Genomic DNA, 14,489 nt, shown 5'->3' with positions numbered 1-14,489 from the left:
CGAAGGGAGTTCGGGCAAGTGATCAAAAGACCTGTTCGTGACGGCCGCCCTTGCTTAGGGTGATCGGGTGACACAGTCCGCGACGTCTGTTACGACCTCCGCCCCGTCCCCGGCCTCCTACCTGCGGTATCCGCATGTGCACGGCGACCTCGTCGCCTTCACCGCCGAGGACGACGTGTGGCTCGCCCCCCTCGACGGCGGCCGCGCCTGGCGGGTCAGCGCCGACAACGTGCCGGTCTCCCTGCCGCGCATCTCGCCCGACGGCACGACCGTCGCCTGGACCTCCACCCGCGACGGCGCTCCCGAGGTGCACATCGCGCCGGTCGACGGCGGCCCCGCCAGGCGCCTCACCCACTGGGGCAGCTGGCAGACCCGCGTGCGCGGCTGGACGCCCGACGGCCGGGTCCTCGCGATCAGCGCCCAGGGCCAGGCGAGCAGCCGCCGCACCTGGGCCCGCACGATCCCGCTCGACGGCGGACCGGCCACCACCCTGCCGTACGGCCCCGTCGGCGACGTCGCGTTCGGGCCGCACCTGGTGCTCGCGTCCGCGCCCATGGGGCTGGAGGCGGCACGGTGGAAGCGCTACCGGGGCGGCACGGCGGGCAAGCTGTGGATCGACCGGGAGGGCGAGGGCGACTTCGTACGGCTGCACGAGGAGCTGGACGGGAACATCGAGTACCCCGTGTGGGTGGGGATGGGGGTCCCCCCGCTCGAGCGAAGCCGAGAGTGGGGGAGGCTCGCCTTCCTCTCCGACCACGAAGGCGTCGGGGCGGTGTACTCGTCGCTCGCCGACGGGTCCGAGCTACGACGGCACACCCCCCTCGACGGCTTCTACGCCCGGCATGCCGCGAGCGACGGCACCCGGGTCGTCTACGCCTGCGCCGGTGAACTCTGGCTCCTGGACGACCTCGACGGGGCCGAGCCGCGCAGGCTCGACATCCGGCTCGGCGGGCAGCGCACCGACCGGCAGCCCTACCCGCTGAACGCCGCGCGCGCCTTCGGGGAGGCCGCGCCGGACCACACCGCGCGGGGCAGCGCGGTCTGTGTCCGGGGTGCCGTGCACTGGGTCACCCACCGGTCCGGTCCCGCCCGAGCGCTCGCCGCGGAGCCCGGGGTGCGCGCCCGGCTGCCGCGTACCTTCCGGGCGGAGGGCGAGGAGTGGGTGGTGTGGGTGACGGACGCGGAGGGCGACGACGCGCTGGAGTTCGCACCGGCCACCGGGCTCACCCCGGGTGCCACGCCGCGCAGGCTCGCCGCCGGGCAGCTCGGGCGGGTGCTGGAACTCGCCATGGCGCCCGACGGCAGCCGAGCCGCGGTCGCCGCGCACGACGGTCGGGTGCTGCTCGTCGAGCGGGAGAGCGGCGAGGTGCGCGAGGTCGACCGCAGCGCGGACGGTGACGTGTCCGGGCTGGTCTTCTCACCCGACTCGGCCTGGCTCGCCTGGTCGCACCCCGGACCGCGCCCGCTGTGCCAGCTCAAGCTCGCCAACACCACCGACCTGTCGGTGTCCGAGGCGACCCCGCTGCGCTTCCAGGACTACGCCCCCGCCTTCACCCAGGACGGCAAACACCTGGTCTTCCTGTCCACGCGGGCCTTCGACCCGGTCTACGACGAGCACGTCTTCGACCTGGCCTTCGTGGTGGGCTCCCGCCCGCACCTGATCACCCTCGCCGCGACCACCCCGTCCCCCTTCGGCCCGCAGCGGCACGGCCGCCCCTTCGACGCGCCCGACAAGGACGAGACGCCCGACAGCGAGGGCACCCCCGCCACCCGCATCGACCTCGAAGGGCTCGCCGACCGGATCGTGCCGTTCCCCGTCGAGGCCGCCCGCTACACCAATCTGCGGGCCGCCAAGGACGGCGTCCTGTGGCTGCGGCACCCGGTGCGGGGCGCGCTCGGCGCCGCCCGGGCCACGCCGGACGACCCCGAGCCCAAGACCGAGCTGGAGCGCTACGACCTCCTCCAGCGGCGCGTCGAGCATCTCGCCGACGACGCCGACCACTTCGAGGTCAGCGGCGACGGCAAGCGGGTGCTGCTGTGGACCGACGGCAGGCTCAAGGTCGTCCCCAGCGACCGGCGGGCCTCCGGCGACGACGACAGCGACTCGAACATCACCGTGGACCTGACGCGCGTACGGCAGCGGGTCGACCCGTCGGCGGAGTGGCGGCAGATGTTCGAGGAGACCGGCCGCATCATGCGGGACCACTTCTGGCGGCCGGACATGAACGGCGTGGACTGGGCGGGCGTGCTGGACCGCTACCGCCCGCTGCTCGACCGGGTGGCGACCCACGACGACCTGATGGACCTGCTGTGGGAGGTGCAGGGCGAGCTGGGCACCTCGCACGCGTACGTCGCGCCGCGCGGCGGGTACGGCGGCGGGCCGCGGCAGGGCCTGCTCGGCGCCGACATATCCCGCCACCCGGACGGCAGTTGGCGTATCGACCGGATCCTCCCCTCGGAGACCTCCGATCCCGAGGCGCGGGCGCCGCTGGCCGCGCCGGGGGTCGCGGTGCGGGCCGGGGACGCGATCGTGGCGGTGGCCGGGGTGCCGGTGGATCCGGTGACCGGGCCCGGGCCGTTGCTCGTCGGCACGGCGGGCAAGGCGGTCGAGCTGACGATCTCGCCGGCGGGCGGCGGGGACGTGCGGCACGCGGTCGTGATCCCGATCGCGGACGAGCAGCCCTTGCGCTACCACGCGTGGGTGGCGGACCGGCGGGCCTACGTCCATGAGAAGTCCGGCGGGCGGCTCGGCTATCTGCATGTGCCGGACATGCAGGCGCCGGGGTGGGCCCAGATCCATCGTGACCTGCGGGTCGAGGTGGCGCGGGAAGGGCTCGTCGTGGACGTGCGGGAGAACGGCGGCGGGCACACCTCCCAGCTGGTCGTGGAGAAGCTCGCGCGGCGGATCGTGGGGTGGGAACTGCCGCGCGGGATGCGGCCGTACAGCTATCCCGCGGACGCCCCGCGGGGGCCTGTGGTGGCCGTGGCGGACGAGTTCTCCGGGTCCGACGGGGACATCGTCAACGCGGCGATCAAGGCGTTGGGGCTCGGGCCGGTGGTGGGGACGCGGACGTGGGGTGGCGTGATCGGCATCGACAGCCGGTACCGGCTGGTCGACGGCACGCTGATCACCCAGCCGAAGTACGCCATCTGGCTGGACGGGTACGGATGGGATGTCGAGAACCACGGCGTCGACCCGGACGTGGAGGTCCTTCAGCGGCCGCAGGACTGGGTGGCCGGGCGGGATGCCCAACTGGACGAGGCGATCCGGATCGCGCTGGAGAGTCTGGAGACCAGTCCGGCGAAGACACCGCCGGATCTGCCCACCGCTTGAGGCCGTCGGGCCGTATCGGCATGCGGCCGCGCCGCGTGGGCGCGACGAGCCCACGGGCGCCCGCGGCCGACGACGATACGATGCCTCCTGAAGATCGCCCGACCTCCGGAGGGAACATGGCAGGGGAGCCGCAGGACGACTGTCTGTTCTGCAGGATTGTCGAGGGACATGTCCCGGCGACGATCGTGCGGGAGACGGAGACGACCGTCGCGTTCCGGGACATCAACCCCCAGGCGCCCACCCATGTCCTGGTCATTCCCAAGGCGCACTACCCGGACGCCGCGGCTCTCGCCGCCGCCGAGCCGACGCTCGCCGCGGACGTCCTGCGCGAGGCCCGGTCCGTCGCCGACGAGGACAAGCTGGAGAGCTACCGCATCGTCTTCAACACGGGTGCCGGCGCCGGTCAGACTGTCTGGCATGCCCACGCGCACGTCCTCGGTGGCCGTGGCCTGCAGTGGCCCCCCGGATAAGCGGAAATCGCCGTGTCCGTACGTGAATTGGTCGTCCTGGGGACCGCGAGCCAGGTCCCGACCCGGCACCGCAACCACAATGGCTATCTGCTGCGGTGGGACGGGGAGGGGATTCTGTTCGATCCCGGCGAGGGCACGCAGCGGCAGATGCTGCGGGCCGGAGTGGCGGCGCACGACCTCAACCGGATCTGCGTCACCCACTTCCACGGGGATCACTCGCTGGGCCTCGCCGGGGTCATCCAGCGGATAAACCTCGACAAGGTCCCGCACCCCGTCACCGCCCACTACCCGCGCTCCGGCCAGCGCTTCTTCGACCGGCTGCGATACGCCACCGCCTACCGGGAGACCGTCGACATCGAGCAGATGCCGGTCAGCGAGGACGGCGTCCTCGCCGACACCGGCGGCTACACGCTGGAAGCAGCCCGGCTGTCGCATCCCGTCGAGTCGTACGGCTATCGCCTCGTCGAGCCCGACGGCCGCCGCATGCTGCCCGAGCGGCTCGCCGCGCACGGCATCAAGGGGCCGGACGTCGGGCGGATCCAGCGGGACGGGGTGCTCGGCGGGGTCTCCCTCGAAGAGGTGAGCGAGATCCGGCGCGGGCAGCGGTTCGCGTTCGTCATGGACACACGGCTGTGCGACGGCGTGTACGCCCTCGCCGACGGCTGCGACATGCTCGTCATCGAGTCCACCTTCCTGGAGGAGGACATCGAACTCGCCGTCGAGCACGGGCATCTCACCGCCGGTCAGGCCGCGCGCGTCGCCCGCGACTGCGGCGTACGGCATCTCGTCCTCACCCACTTCAGCCAGCGCTATACCGAGCCGGACGAGTTCGAACGGCAGGCGCGGGCCGCCGGTTTCGAGGGGGAGCTGACGGTCGCGCACGACCTGCTGCGGGTGCCGGTACCGAAACGTCGGTAATACCGCCGTACCATTCTTCGATGCCTCTCCCGAAAGCAGAACTGCACCTCCATATCGAAGGCACCCTCGAACCCGAGCTCGCCTTCGAACTGGCCGCCCGCAACGGCGTCGAGCTGCCGTACGCCGACACCGAGGAGCTCCGCAAGGCCTACCAGTTCGAGGACCTCCAGTCCTTCCTGAACCTGTACTACGAGCTCATGGCCGTCCTGCGCACCGAGCAGGACTTCGCGGACCTCACGGACGCCTACCTCGCCCGCGCCGCCGCCCAGGGGGTGCGGCACGCGGAGATCTTCTTCGACCCGCAGGCCCACACCAAGCGGGGGCTGGAACTGGGCACGGTCGTCGAGGGGCTGTGGCGGGCGCTGGAGCGCAGTGAGGCCCGGCACGGTGTCTCCACCCGGCTCATCATGTGCTTCCTGCGCGACGACTCCGCCGAGTCGGCCATGGCGACGCTCCGCGCCGCCGAGCCGTATCTCGACCGGATCACCGGCATCGGCCTGGACTCCGCCGAGGTCGGGCACCCGCCGGTGAAGTTCCGCGAGGTCTACGAGGCCGCCGCCGCCCTCGGCCTGCGCCGCGTCGCGCACGCGGGCGAGGAGGGGCCGCCCGCCTACATCACCGAGGCCCTCGACGTCCTCGGCGTCGAGCGCGTCGACCACGGGCTGCGGTGCGTGGAGGACCCGGCGCTGGTCGAGCGGCTGGTGCGGGAGCGGGTGCCGCTGACCCTGTGTCCGCTGTCGAACGTCAGGCTGCGCACCGTCGACACCCTCGCCGACCACCCCCTGCCCGCGATGCTCGACGCCGGGCTCCTGTGCACGGTCAACTCCGACGACCCGGCCTACTTCGGCGGTTACGCCGGCGACAACTTCGACGCCGTACGACAGACCCTCGGCCTGACCGGGGAACGGCTCCGGGAACTCGCCCGCAACTCCTTCCTCGCCTCCTTCCTGGAGGACGACGAGGAGCGGCGGGCGCGGTATCTGGCCGAGGTGGAGGCGTACGAGTTCACGTAGCCTCGGCCAGCCGGTCGGGGACGGGCGCGGCGGCCTCGGCGGTGTCCAGCGGAAGCTCGACGACCACGACAAGCCCCGTGGCCTCCACGGCCTCCATGACCGCCACGGTCTGCTCCGGCTGCCGGGGGCGCCTGCCCAGCGCCACGGCTGTCATCGGTGGCGGCGACGACCAGCAGCCCGGCCGCGAGGACCGCGCCCATGACTGGCGCCCGCGAGGGCGGAGACGCCGAGGAGGCCCACTGTGGTGGTCCGGTGCGAGTAGCTCCGGTGGTGGGGCGGGGATGCCTGCGGCGGCCTGTGCGGGTTCGGTGGGGGTGCCTGTCTGTGCCTGCGGCGCCTGTGCGGTGTGGTGGGGGTTCGCGCGGCGCCTGCGGTCGGTTTGTGGGTCGGCGCCGCGCCGGGGGGTGTCCGTCCTCGGACCGGCGGTTGGCGTAGGCCAGGCGGTGCTGTTTCCTTGACGCCGGCCACTGCGGGCGGACACCCCCCGGCACGTCCCCTTCCCGCCGTGGGCGACTGCGGGACCGTGGGGGTGCACCCGTCCACTACGGGGTGTGTCCGCTACGCGCCGACGTCGCGTACCGGGCGAACGGGCGCTAACGCCAGTGCACTGCTCCGCCCGCCGCAGGCGCCGTCGCCTCGATCTTCGCCCTGATCTCCCGCATCACGGCGACGATCCGCTCCTCATGCTCCGCCGACAGCCGGGCCACCGGCACCGAGCAGCTGATCGCGTCCTGGGCGGGGGCGTCGTAGCGCAGGGCGAAGCCGAAGCCGACGATGCCGAGGACGCCCTCCTCGCGGTCGACCGAATAGCCGCGTGCCCGCACCTCGGCGAGGTCCGCCGCGAGGGAGTCCCGGGTGGTGTGGGTGTTGGGGGTGAGGGCCTGGTACGGGCCCTCGGGGAGGTCGTCGTCGGGGCGTTCGGCCAGGAGTGCCTTGCCCAGCGCGCCCGCGTGGGCGGGGAGGCGGCGGCCGACGCGGCTGATCGTCCTGAGGTACTCGTGCGACTCGCGGGTCGCCAGGTAGGCCACGTCCCGGCCGTCAAGGCGCCCCATGTGGATCGTCTCGCCCAGCGCGTCGGACGCCTCGTCGAGATACGGGCGTACGGCGCGGACGCGCGGGTCGGAGTCGAGGTAGCTGGTGCCGGTGAGCAGGGCGTGGATGCCGATGCCGTAGAGCGAGCCGGTGATGTCGGTGCGGACCCAGCCGCGGGAGATCAGGGTCTGCAGCAGCGCGTACATGGAGCTGCGCGGCACGTCGAGTGCGTCGGCCAGCTCCTGGAGGCGGGCCGGGCGGTCGCCGCGGGCGGCGAGGAGGTCCAGCAACTCGACCGTGCGCGCCGCGGACTTCACCTCGCGGACGCCGCCCGGCGCACTCCCTGTCTCCGACATGTGCCGATCGTAATCGGGGGGCACCGGCATTGACGGTCCGTGTTCGCCTATCTAATCTCCATTTTCATATATGGATGGCGTCTACAGGGGGAGATCGGTAACGGTGGCTCTCGACACGGGCACGGGGACGACGTCCGCCGCCGTGGCGCGACCGCTGCGGGACGGCGCACCCATGTCGCCGCCCAGCTCGCCACCGGCCCCGGCGCCGCCACCCGGCGGTAGTCGCATATCGATGCAGCCCGCCTGCGGCACCGGGCGAGTTCTTCTCGCTGGACGAGGACGCGTACCGGGTGGTCGTCACCTCCTGCTGCTGCGCGACTTCTACGTCCCGCTCACCGACCCGTCGGCCGCCGGCCTGGCCGACCTGCGCACTCTCCTCGCCGCCGGACCCGACCTCGTAGGAGCCGCACTGTGAACCTCACGATCACCGATGTCCGCCTGACGCCGATCCTGGTCGCCGACCCGCCGCTGCTGAACACCCAGGGCGTACACCAGCCGTACACGCCCCGCCTGATCGTGGAGGTCGAGACGGCCGACGGGACCACCGGCATCGGCGAGACATACGGCGACACCAAGTACCTGGAGCTCGCCCGGCCGTTCGCGGAGAAGCTGATCGGACGTCAAGTCAGCGACCTCAACGGCCTGTTCGTCGTCGCGGACGAGGTGGTCGTCGATCGGTCGCGGGTGTCGGGGCAGGTCGACGTCGGCGGGCTGCGCGGTGTCCAGACCGCCGACAAGCTGCGGCTGTCCGTCGTCTCCGGCTTCGAGGTCGCCTGCCTCGACGCCCTCGGCAAGGCGCTCGGGCTGCCCGTGCACGCGCTGCTCGGCGGCAAGGTGCGGGACGCGGTCGAGTACAGCGCCTACCTGTTCTACAAGTGGGCCGGCCATCCGGCGGGCGTCCGCGCCGAGAAGGACGACTGGGGCGCCGCCGTCGACCCGGCCGGGGTCGTCGAGCAGGCCCGGCGGTTCACGGAGCGGTACGGGTTCACCTCCTTCAAGCTCAAGGGCGGCGTCTTCCCGCCGGACGAGGAGATCGCGGCCGTACGGGCGCTCGCGGAGGCCTTTCCCGGGCACCCCCTGCGCCTCGACCCCAACGGGGCCTGGTCCGTGGAGACCTCGCTGAAGGTGGCGCACGAGCTCGGGGACGTCCTGGAGTACCTGGAGGACCCGACCCTCGGTACGGCCGCCATGGCCGAGGTCGCCGCGCGGACCGGGGTGCCGCTGGCGACCAACATGTGCGTGACGACGTTCGCGGAGATCAAGGAGGCGTTCACCAGGGACGCCGTCCAGGTCGTCCTCTCCGACCACCACTACTGGGGCGGGCTGCGCAACACCCAGCAGCTGGCGGCGATCTGCCGCACCTTCGGCGTCGGGGTGTCCATGCACTCCAACACCCACCTGGGCATCTCCCTGGCCGCGATGACCCACGTGGCGTCGACCGTCCCGAACCTCCACCACGCCTGCGACTCCCACTACCCCTGGCAGTCCGAGGACGTCCTCACCGAGCGCCTCACCTTCGACGGCGGCCGGGTCGCCGTACCGGACGCGCCCGGACTCGGGGTCGAGCTGGACCGGGACCGGCTGGCGGAGCTGCACCGGCGGTGGCTGGATGACGACGGCTGCCTCCGGGACCGCGACGACGCGGCGGCGATGCGGGTCGCCGACCCGGGCTGGGTGACGCCCTCGGTGCCGCGCTGGTAGCAGCGACGGGAGGCTCGGGCGGGATCGCGGTGGCGCCTGTCGGTGGTCCGATGGCGTCGTCGTCGGTGGTCCGGTGGCGTCGTCGGTGGCCCGGTGGCGTTGTCGGTGGCGTGGTGCACACTGGCCAGATCAGCACCACGTCAGGGAGCGCACCGTGACCACGCCCATCGCGCCCAACGGAAAGGGACCCTCGCCCCACGGGCCGTCGTCCATGGCAGGAGGGACGTACCGCCGGGCCCAGGTCGACCCCCTCGCCCGCCTGCGCACCCCCGCGGACCCGCCCTGGGACGTGTATCTCACGGGCACCGTCTTCCTCGACATCATCTTCACCGGCCTCGACTCGGCCCCGGTGCGCGGGACCGAGTCCTGGGCGCGCGGGATGGGGTCCAGCCCCGGCGGCGTGGCGAACATGGCGACGGCACTGGCCCGCCTGGGCCTGCGGACGTCCCTCGCGGCGGCCTTCGGCGACGACCACTACGGCGACTACTGCTGGGACGCGCTGGAACAGGGCGAGGGCATCGACCTCTCCTCGTCCTGCCGGGTCCCCGGCTGGCACTCGCCGGTGACGGTCTCGATGGCGTACGAGGGCGAGCGCACGATGGTCTCCCACGGCCACGAGCCGCCCCCGGAGGCTGCCCTTGTCCAGGAGGAGGCGCCGGACCGCCCGCCCCACGCGCGTGCCGCCGTGGCCTCCCTGGAGCCGGGCAAGCGCGCCCCCTGGATCGCGCAGGCCGCGCGCCGGGGCACCCGGATCTTCGCCGACGTCGGCTGGGACGACACCGGGGCGTGGGACCTGGCGGGGCTGGCGGATCTCGAACACTGCGAGGCGTTCCTGCCGAACGCGCAGGAGGCCATGCGGTACACGGGCGCCGACTGCCCCCGCGAGGCCGCCCACGCCCTCACCGCCCATGTGCCGGTCGCGGTGGTCACCCTCGGCGCGGAGGGCGCCTACGCGGTGGACGGCCGGACCGGGGAGACCGCCGTCGTCCCCGCGATCGCCGTGGAGGCCCTGGACCCGACCGGCGCGGGGGACGTCTTCGTGGCCGGCTTCGTCACCGGCACGCTGGCCGACTGGCCGCTGGCGGACCGCCTGGCCTTCGCGGGCCTGACGGCCGCCCTCTCGGTCCAGGAGTTCGGCGGCTCCCTCTCGGCACCCGGCTGGGCCGAGATCGGCGCCTGGTGGCGCAAGGTCCAGTCCCTCGACCAGCAGGACCCCGAGGCGCTGCGCCGGTACGCGTTCCTGGCGGGCCTGGTGCCGGCGGAGGAGACGAGACCGTGGCCGCTGCGGCGGGCGGTGCCGACGATCGGGTTCCGGCGGTCGGCCTGACAGCGGGTGAGGACAGAGCGCGGGCCGTTCAGCCGTCGGCAGGCTTCAGCACCACGAAGTCCGCGTTCGACGGGTCGAGACAGACGGCCAGCCGGCCCACGCCCTCCACGTCCTCCGGCCCCATCTGCACGCTGCCGCCGTTCTCGGTGACCTGGGCGACCGAGGCGTCGCAGTCGGTGACGTTGAAGACCGGGTGCCAGTACGGCCGCCCGTTCGTCAGCTCCAGGTTCTCCGCCGGGAGCTCCATCAGGCCGCCCTGCATACGCTCCTCGGGCAGCCCGGCCGGTGTGATCAGGGTGTACGTACCCCCGCCGCCCGGCAGCTCCATGTCGCTGAACTGCCAGCCGAAGACACCGCCGTAGAACTCCTTCGCGGCCGCCGCGTCGCTCGTGAACAGCTCGGTCCACGACAGCGAGCCCGGCTTGTCCGCCAGCTCGAAGCCCGAGTCCTTCCCCGGCTGCCAGACGGCGAACTGGCCGCCCAGCGGGTCGCTGTACTGCGCCATCCGGCCCCAGTCGTCGAGGTCTCTCGGCGCCACCCGCACCGTGCCGCCCGCACGCTCCACCGCCTGGGTCGTGGCGTCCGCGTCGGTGACGGTGTAGTAGATCATCCACGCCGAGCGCGCGCCCTCCTCGGTGAGCTTGCCGAGCCCGGCGACGGTCTTGCCGTCCTTCTTGAACATCCCGCCCTCGAAGTCGCCCGCCTCGCCCATGGACTCGTACTCCCAGCCGAGCACCGAGCCGTAGAAGGCCGCGGCGGCCCCGACGTCGGGGGCACCGAGGTCGAGCCAGCAGGGTGCGCCGGGGGTGAGGTCAGTGGTGATCATGACGATGCCCTTTCGCAGACCGGTATGACCTCAGCGTGACACCCGGCACCGACACTCGCCCGTCGGATGCTCCCCGGGCGCCGGGGCGGCCCGCTGTGGTTACCATCCGGCCATGAGCGACGACGCGCGTACGGCCCGACTCACCGCCGCCGCACACGGCTGGGCGGCGGCGATGGTCTCCAACGACGCCGTTCGGATCGCCGAGTTCATGGCCGACGACTGGGTCATCGTCTCCGAGTCGGGCATCTCCACCAGGGAGCAGTTCCTCGCGCTGGTCGAGTCCGGCGACCTGACCCACTCGGCGTTCGACCTCGTCGGCGAGCCCAGGGTCCGGGTGTACGGCGACTCGGCGGTGGTGACGGCGCGGGTGACGAACACGGCCCACTACCGGGGCGAGCGCTTCGACGCCGACGAGTGGACGACCGACGTCTTCGTACGGCGGAACGACCGCTGGCTCTGCGTGCTCAGCCACATCACCGCCGCCGCCCGGACCTGAGCGCCCCGCGGCCCGTCGGCCCCGGCCCTCAGCCCGCCGTCACCGTGGTACGCACCGCCCCGTCCGGCCCCGCCACCAGCACCGGCGTCTGCGGCCCCCCGAGGTCGCGCACCGCCGCCCGGTCCTCGTCCGAGGCGCCCTCGGCCTCCGTGACCACCGCAGCCGCCTCCAGCGACTTCGCGCCCGAGGCCACCGCCATCGCCACCGCCGTCCGCAGCGCGCTCAGCTTCAGGGAGTCCAGGGCGACGGTCCCGGCGACATACGTACGGCCGGTCTCGTCCCGTACGGCCGCCCCCTCGGGCACACCGTTGCGGGCCCGCGCGGAACGGGCCAGGGTGACGATCTTGCGGTCCTCGGGGTCAAGCGCACTGTTGTCGGTCATGACCTGAGCATACGAACCGACGCCCGCCCTACCCGGCCACGGGGTACATCGCCCCCCCGCCGTCCCTCCGGCGACGCCAGCCACTGAAGCTTGGCCGCCGTGTTCGCCTCGTCCAGCGGGGTGTGCAGCACGATCGACTCCAGGCACAGCAGCCCGACCAGCGGACGGCGGCCAGCCGCCGCCTGCAGGGCCTCGGCGCGGCGGTCATCGTCCCGACCGGCATGTCCCTGCTGACCACCACCTTCACCGAGGGCCCCGCCCGGGACCGCGCCCTCGGCATCTCCGGGACGCTGATGTCCCTCGGCTTCACCATCGGCATGGTCGCGGGCGGCGTCCTCACCGACGCGACACACCGGTCGGTCGCGCGGGACGCCCCACCCGTGCGCCGCGGCCGTCACACAGCGGGCGGCTTCCAGAACCCGTCCGGCCACACCCGCCAGGAACTGTGCGGGGGGGGGGGGGGCTCAGGGGCGGTCGAGGCGGAGCCGCTCGGCTCTCGGCAGACCGGCCACCACCAGGTCGTACGAGTCCTCGATGAGCTCCCGGACGAGACGATCCGGGAGCTCACCGTCGACCGTCACCGTGTTCCAGTGCCGCTTGTTCATGTGGTAGCCGGGCGCGATCAGGCCGGGGTGCTCGGTGCGGAGCCGGACCGCGTCCTCCGGATCGCACTTGAGGTTGACCTTCAGGGGCCGGGCGTCGATCCAGCTCAGGGCGAACATCTTGCCCCGGACCTTGAAGACCGAGATCTCCGGGGCGAAGGGGAAGTCCTCCACGGCGGCGTTGAAGGACAGGCAGAAGGCGCGCAGTTCCTCGGGGGTCACTCCGGCTTCGTCTCCTCCTCCGGGGCCGTGACGGGGGCCACCGGCTCCACCAGCACGGTCACGATCTTGTTCCGGCGGCCGGCCGCCGCCTCCGCCGTCAGCCGCAGCCCGCGGCCGTCGGGCAGGTCGACCACCGACGACGCCCCGGCGATGGGCACCCGGCCGAGCGCCTTCGCCAGCAGCCCGCCGACCGTCTCCACGTCCTCGTCGTCGTACTCGTCGAGGCCGTACAGCTCGCCGAGGTCCGTGATGTCCAGCCGGGCGGTGATCCGGTAGCGGTCCTCGCCCAGATCCTCCACCGGCGGCAGTTCACGGTCGTACTCGTCGGTGATCTCGCCGACGATCTCCTCAAGGATGTCCTCGATCGTGACGATCCCGGCGGTGCCGCCGTACTCGTCGATGACGACGGCGACGTGGTTGCGCTCCTTCTGCATCTCGCGCAGCAGGTCCCCGGCGTTCTTGGTGTCCGGCACGAAGAACGCGGGCCGCATCGCCGTCGACACCAGCTCGCTCTCCGCCTCCCGGCTGATGTGCGTCTTGCGGACCAGGTCCTTCAGATACACGATCCCGACCACGTCGTCCTCGCTCTCCCCGACGACCGGAATACGGGAGAAACCGGAGCGCAGCGCGAGGGTGAGGGCCTGTCGGATCGTCTTGTACCGCTCGATCACGATCAGGTCGGTGCGCGGGACCATGACCTCCCGCACGAGCGTGTCGCCCAGCTCGAACACCGAGTGCACCATACGGCGCTCGTCGTCCTCGATCAGCTGCTCCTGCTCGGCGAGGTCCACCAGCGCGCGCAGCTCCGCCTCGGAGGCGAAGGGCCCGCGCCGGAAGCCCTTGCCGGGGGTGAGGGCGTTGCCGATGAGGATCAGCAGATACGGGATCGGCCCCATGATCCGCGCGAGCGGCAGCAGCACATACGCCGCCGCCGTCGCCGTGTTCAGCGGGTGCTGGCGGCCGATGGTGCGCGGGGAGACGCCGACGGCGACGTACGACACCAGGACCATGACGCCGATCGCGGCGAGCAGGGCCTGCGTGGTGCCGTCGATCGCTATCAGGCACGCGTACGTGACCAGCGCGGCGGCGGCCATCTCGCACGCGACGCGGACCAGCAGCGCCACGTTCAGATAGCGCGTCGGGTCGGCGGCGACCTGGGCGAGCTTGGCGCTGCCGCGGCGGCCGCTTCGTACGGCCTCCTCGGCGCGGAAGCTGGACACGCGCGCCAGCCCCGCCTCCGCGCAGGCGGCGAGCCAGGCCACGACCACCAGGGCGATCGCGCCGGAGACGAGGGCGAGACTCATGACACGGTCGGCGCCGGGGAGGGCCCGGTCAGACCCTTCTCCGTGCGCCAGCCGTCCACGATGGCGGCCTGCAGGCCGAACATCTCGGCCTTCTCGTCCGGCTCCTCGTGGTCGTACCCGAGCAGATGCAGCACACCGTGGACGGTGAGCAGCTGGAGCTCCTCGTCCATGGAGTGCTGCGTGGGCGCTTCCGCCCCCTGCTTCGCGGCGACCTCCGGGCACAGCACGATGTCACCGAGGAGCCCCTGCGGGGGCTCGTCGTCGTCCTTCGAAGGCGGACGCAGCTCGTCCATCGGGAAGGACATGACATCGGTCGGCCCGGGCAGGTCCATCCACTGGATGTGGAGCTGCTCCATGGCGTCGGCGTCCACGACGATCACCGAGAGCTCGGAGAGCGGGTGGATGCGCATCCGCGCGAGCGCGTAGCGGGCGATGTCGAGGATCGCCTGCTCGTCGACCTCGGTGCCGGACTCGTTGTTGACGTCGATCGACATGGTCGTGCGTGT

Annotated in this window: 15 protein-coding genes and 2 pseudogenes; 9 read left to right on the top strand and 8 right to left on the bottom strand. The window is 72.5% G+C overall.

Features of this window, described 5'->3' with window-relative positions:
* Nucleotides 1-67 precede the first annotated feature (67 nt).
* From AQI70_RS04560 to AQI70_RS04545, 4 genes are all read left to right on the top strand, one after another.
* The gene (locus AQI70_RS04560; RefSeq protein WP_079051136.1) at nt 68-3,334 is read left to right on the top strand and encodes a S41 family peptidase; all 3,267 of its coding nucleotides are present in this window, start codon (nt 68-70) and stop codon (nt 3,332-3,334) included.
* A 116-nt stretch (nt 3,335-3,450) separates the two neighbouring features.
* On the top strand, nt 3,451-3,804 hold the full coding sequence (locus AQI70_RS04555) for a histidine triad nucleotide-binding protein (RefSeq protein WP_062144416.1): 354 nt from the start codon (nt 3,451-3,453) through the stop codon (nt 3,802-3,804).
* Between the two features lie 12 nt (nt 3,805-3,816).
* Nucleotides 3,817-4,722 (top strand): ribonuclease Z, encoded by a 906-nt coding sequence (locus AQI70_RS04550; RefSeq protein WP_062144412.1) that lies wholly within the window; start codon nt 3,817-3,819, stop codon nt 4,720-4,722.
* 20 nt (nt 4,723-4,742) lie between these two features.
* On the top strand, nt 4,743-5,735 hold the full coding sequence (locus AQI70_RS04545) for an adenosine deaminase (RefSeq protein ID WP_062144409.1): 993 nt from the start codon (nt 4,743-4,745) through the stop codon (nt 5,733-5,735).
* Here the strand turns inward: AQI70_RS04545 and AQI70_RS38960 are convergent.
* On the bottom strand, nt 5,728-5,889 hold the full coding sequence (locus tag AQI70_RS38960; RefSeq protein ID WP_159042609.1) for a hypothetical protein: 162 nt from the start codon (nt 5,887-5,889) through the stop codon (nt 5,728-5,730). The two genes, AQI70_RS04545 and AQI70_RS38960, sit on opposite strands and share 8 nt — an antisense overlap.
* A 439-nt stretch (nt 5,890-6,328) precedes the next feature.
* Nucleotides 6,329-7,123 carry an IclR family transcriptional regulator gene (locus AQI70_RS04540; RefSeq protein WP_062144406.1) on the bottom strand — a complete coding sequence of 265 codons (795 nt, stop codon included), beginning with the start codon at nt 7,121-7,123 and terminating at the stop codon, nt 6,329-6,331.
* Nucleotides 7,124-7,226: 103 nt separating this feature from the next.
* Between AQI70_RS04540 and AQI70_RS38955 the strand changes: the two genes are divergently transcribed.
* The 3 genes from AQI70_RS38955 to AQI70_RS04530 all read left to right on the top strand — a co-directional run bounded on the left by AQI70_RS38955 (nt 7,227) and on the right by AQI70_RS04530 (nt 10,151).
* Nucleotides 7,227-7,538 carry a hypothetical protein gene (locus AQI70_RS38955; RefSeq protein WP_159042608.1) on the top strand — a complete coding sequence of 104 codons (312 nt, stop codon included), beginning with the start codon at nt 7,227-7,229 and terminating at the stop codon, nt 7,536-7,538.
* The gene (locus AQI70_RS04535; protein ID WP_062144403.1) at nt 7,535-8,824 is read left to right on the top strand and encodes a glucarate dehydratase family protein; all 1,290 of its coding nucleotides are present in this window, start codon (nt 7,535-7,537) and stop codon (nt 8,822-8,824) included. Before AQI70_RS38955 ends, AQI70_RS04535 begins: the two co-directional genes overlap by 4 nt.
* A 211-nt stretch (nt 8,825-9,035) precedes the next feature.
* Nucleotides 9,036-10,151, top strand: coding sequence for a carbohydrate kinase family protein (locus AQI70_RS04530; RefSeq protein ID WP_062144400.1), 1,116 nt, complete (start codon nt 9,036-9,038; stop codon nt 10,149-10,151).
* 28 nt (nt 10,152-10,179) lie between these two features.
* Here AQI70_RS04530 and AQI70_RS04525 read toward each other — a convergent pair whose 3' ends face one another.
* Nucleotides 10,180-10,977 carry a VOC family protein gene (locus AQI70_RS04525; protein ID WP_062144397.1) on the bottom strand — a complete coding sequence of 266 codons (798 nt, stop codon included), beginning with the start codon at nt 10,975-10,977 and terminating at the stop codon, nt 10,180-10,182.
* Nucleotides 10,978-11,089: 112 nt separating this feature from the next.
* Between AQI70_RS04525 and AQI70_RS04520 the strand changes: the two genes are divergently transcribed.
* A complete protein-coding gene (locus AQI70_RS04520; RefSeq protein ID WP_062144395.1) occupies nt 11,090-11,473 on the top strand; it encodes a nuclear transport factor 2 family protein in 384 nt (127 codons plus the stop codon).
* 28 nt (nt 11,474-11,501) lie between these two features.
* On the opposite strand, the gene AQI70_RS04515 is transcribed toward AQI70_RS04520, so the two are convergent.
* Both AQI70_RS04515 and AQI70_RS40005 read right to left on the bottom strand, forming a co-directional pair.
* Entirely contained in the window at nt 11,502-11,855 is a 354-nt protein-coding gene (locus AQI70_RS04515; protein WP_004001377.1) for a cytidine/deoxycytidylate deaminase family protein, read from the bottom strand.
* A gap of 28 nt (nt 11,856-11,883) precedes the next feature.
* Nucleotides 11,884-12,019: pseudogene (locus AQI70_RS40005) on the bottom strand (XRE family transcriptional regulator); the annotation flags it as partial.
* A gap of 6 nt (nt 12,020-12,025) precedes the next feature.
* Here AQI70_RS40005 and AQI70_RS38335 point away from each other — a divergent pair.
* Nucleotides 12,026-12,199 (top strand): annotated as a pseudogene (locus AQI70_RS38335) (MFS transporter); the annotation flags it as partial.
* 120 nt (nt 12,200-12,319) lie between these two features.
* Here the strand turns inward: AQI70_RS38335 and AQI70_RS04510 are convergent.
* From AQI70_RS04510 to ybeY, 3 genes are read right to left on the bottom strand one after another with little or no spacing between them, the layout of a single operon-like run.
* Nucleotides 12,320-12,679 carry an MmcQ/YjbR family DNA-binding protein gene (locus tag AQI70_RS04510; protein ID WP_062144393.1) on the bottom strand — a complete coding sequence of 120 codons (360 nt, stop codon included), beginning with the start codon at nt 12,677-12,679 and terminating at the stop codon, nt 12,320-12,322.
* Complete coding sequence (locus tag AQI70_RS04505) at nt 12,676-13,983, bottom strand: hemolysin family protein (RefSeq protein WP_062144390.1); 1,308 nt, start codon at nt 13,981-13,983, stop codon at nt 12,676-12,678. The genes AQI70_RS04510 and AQI70_RS04505 overlap by 4 nt, the downstream gene beginning before the upstream one ends.
* Nucleotides 13,980-14,477 carry an rRNA maturation RNase YbeY gene (gene ybeY / locus AQI70_RS04500; protein WP_004001382.1) on the bottom strand — a complete coding sequence of 166 codons (498 nt, stop codon included), beginning with the start codon at nt 14,475-14,477 and terminating at the stop codon, nt 13,980-13,982. Before ybeY ends, AQI70_RS04505 begins: the two co-directional genes overlap by 4 nt.
* Nucleotides 14,478-14,489: the final 12 nt, after the last annotated feature.

Source organism: Streptomyces curacoi (assembly GCF_001513975.1).
GTDB classification, from domain to species: domain Bacteria; phylum Actinomycetota; class Actinomycetes; order Streptomycetales; family Streptomycetaceae; genus Streptomyces; species Streptomyces curacoi.
The sequence above is the reverse complement of the archived record's forward strand: the minus strand, read 5'-3'. Positions and strand labels throughout refer to the sequence as shown.

Coding starts and splice junctions, on each gene's coding strand:
- AQI70_RS04555 (WP_062144416.1), top strand. CDS start 3,451: ATGGCAGGGGAGCCGCAGGACGACTGTCTGTTCTGCAGGATTGTCGAG.
- AQI70_RS04540 (WP_062144406.1), bottom strand. CDS start 7,123: ATGTCGGAGACAGGGAGTGCGCCGGGCGGCGTCCGCGAGGTGAAGTCC.
- AQI70_RS04530 (WP_062144400.1), top strand. CDS start 9,036: ATGGCAGGAGGGACGTACCGCCGGGCCCAGGTCGACCCCCTCGCCCGC.
- AQI70_RS04520 (WP_062144395.1), top strand. CDS start 11,090: ATGAGCGACGACGCGCGTACGGCCCGACTCACCGCCGCCGCACACGGC.
- AQI70_RS38960 (WP_159042609.1), bottom strand. CDS start 5,889: ATGACAGCCGTGGCGCTGGGCAGGCGCCCCCGGCAGCCGGAGCAGACC.
- ybeY (WP_004001382.1), bottom strand. CDS start 14,477: ATGTCGATCGACGTCAACAACGAGTCCGGCACCGAGGTCGACGAGCAG.
- AQI70_RS04545 (WP_062144409.1), top strand. CDS start 4,743: ATGCCTCTCCCGAAAGCAGAACTGCACCTCCATATCGAAGGCACCCTC.
- AQI70_RS04505 (WP_062144390.1), bottom strand. CDS start 13,983: ATGAGTCTCGCCCTCGTCTCCGGCGCGATCGCCCTGGTGGTCGTGGCC.
- AQI70_RS04515 (WP_004001377.1), bottom strand. CDS start 11,855: ATGACCGACAACAGTGCGCTTGACCCCGAGGACCGCAAGATCGTCACC.
- AQI70_RS04525 (WP_062144397.1), bottom strand. CDS start 10,977: ATGATCACCACTGACCTCACCCCCGGCGCACCCTGCTGGCTCGACCTC.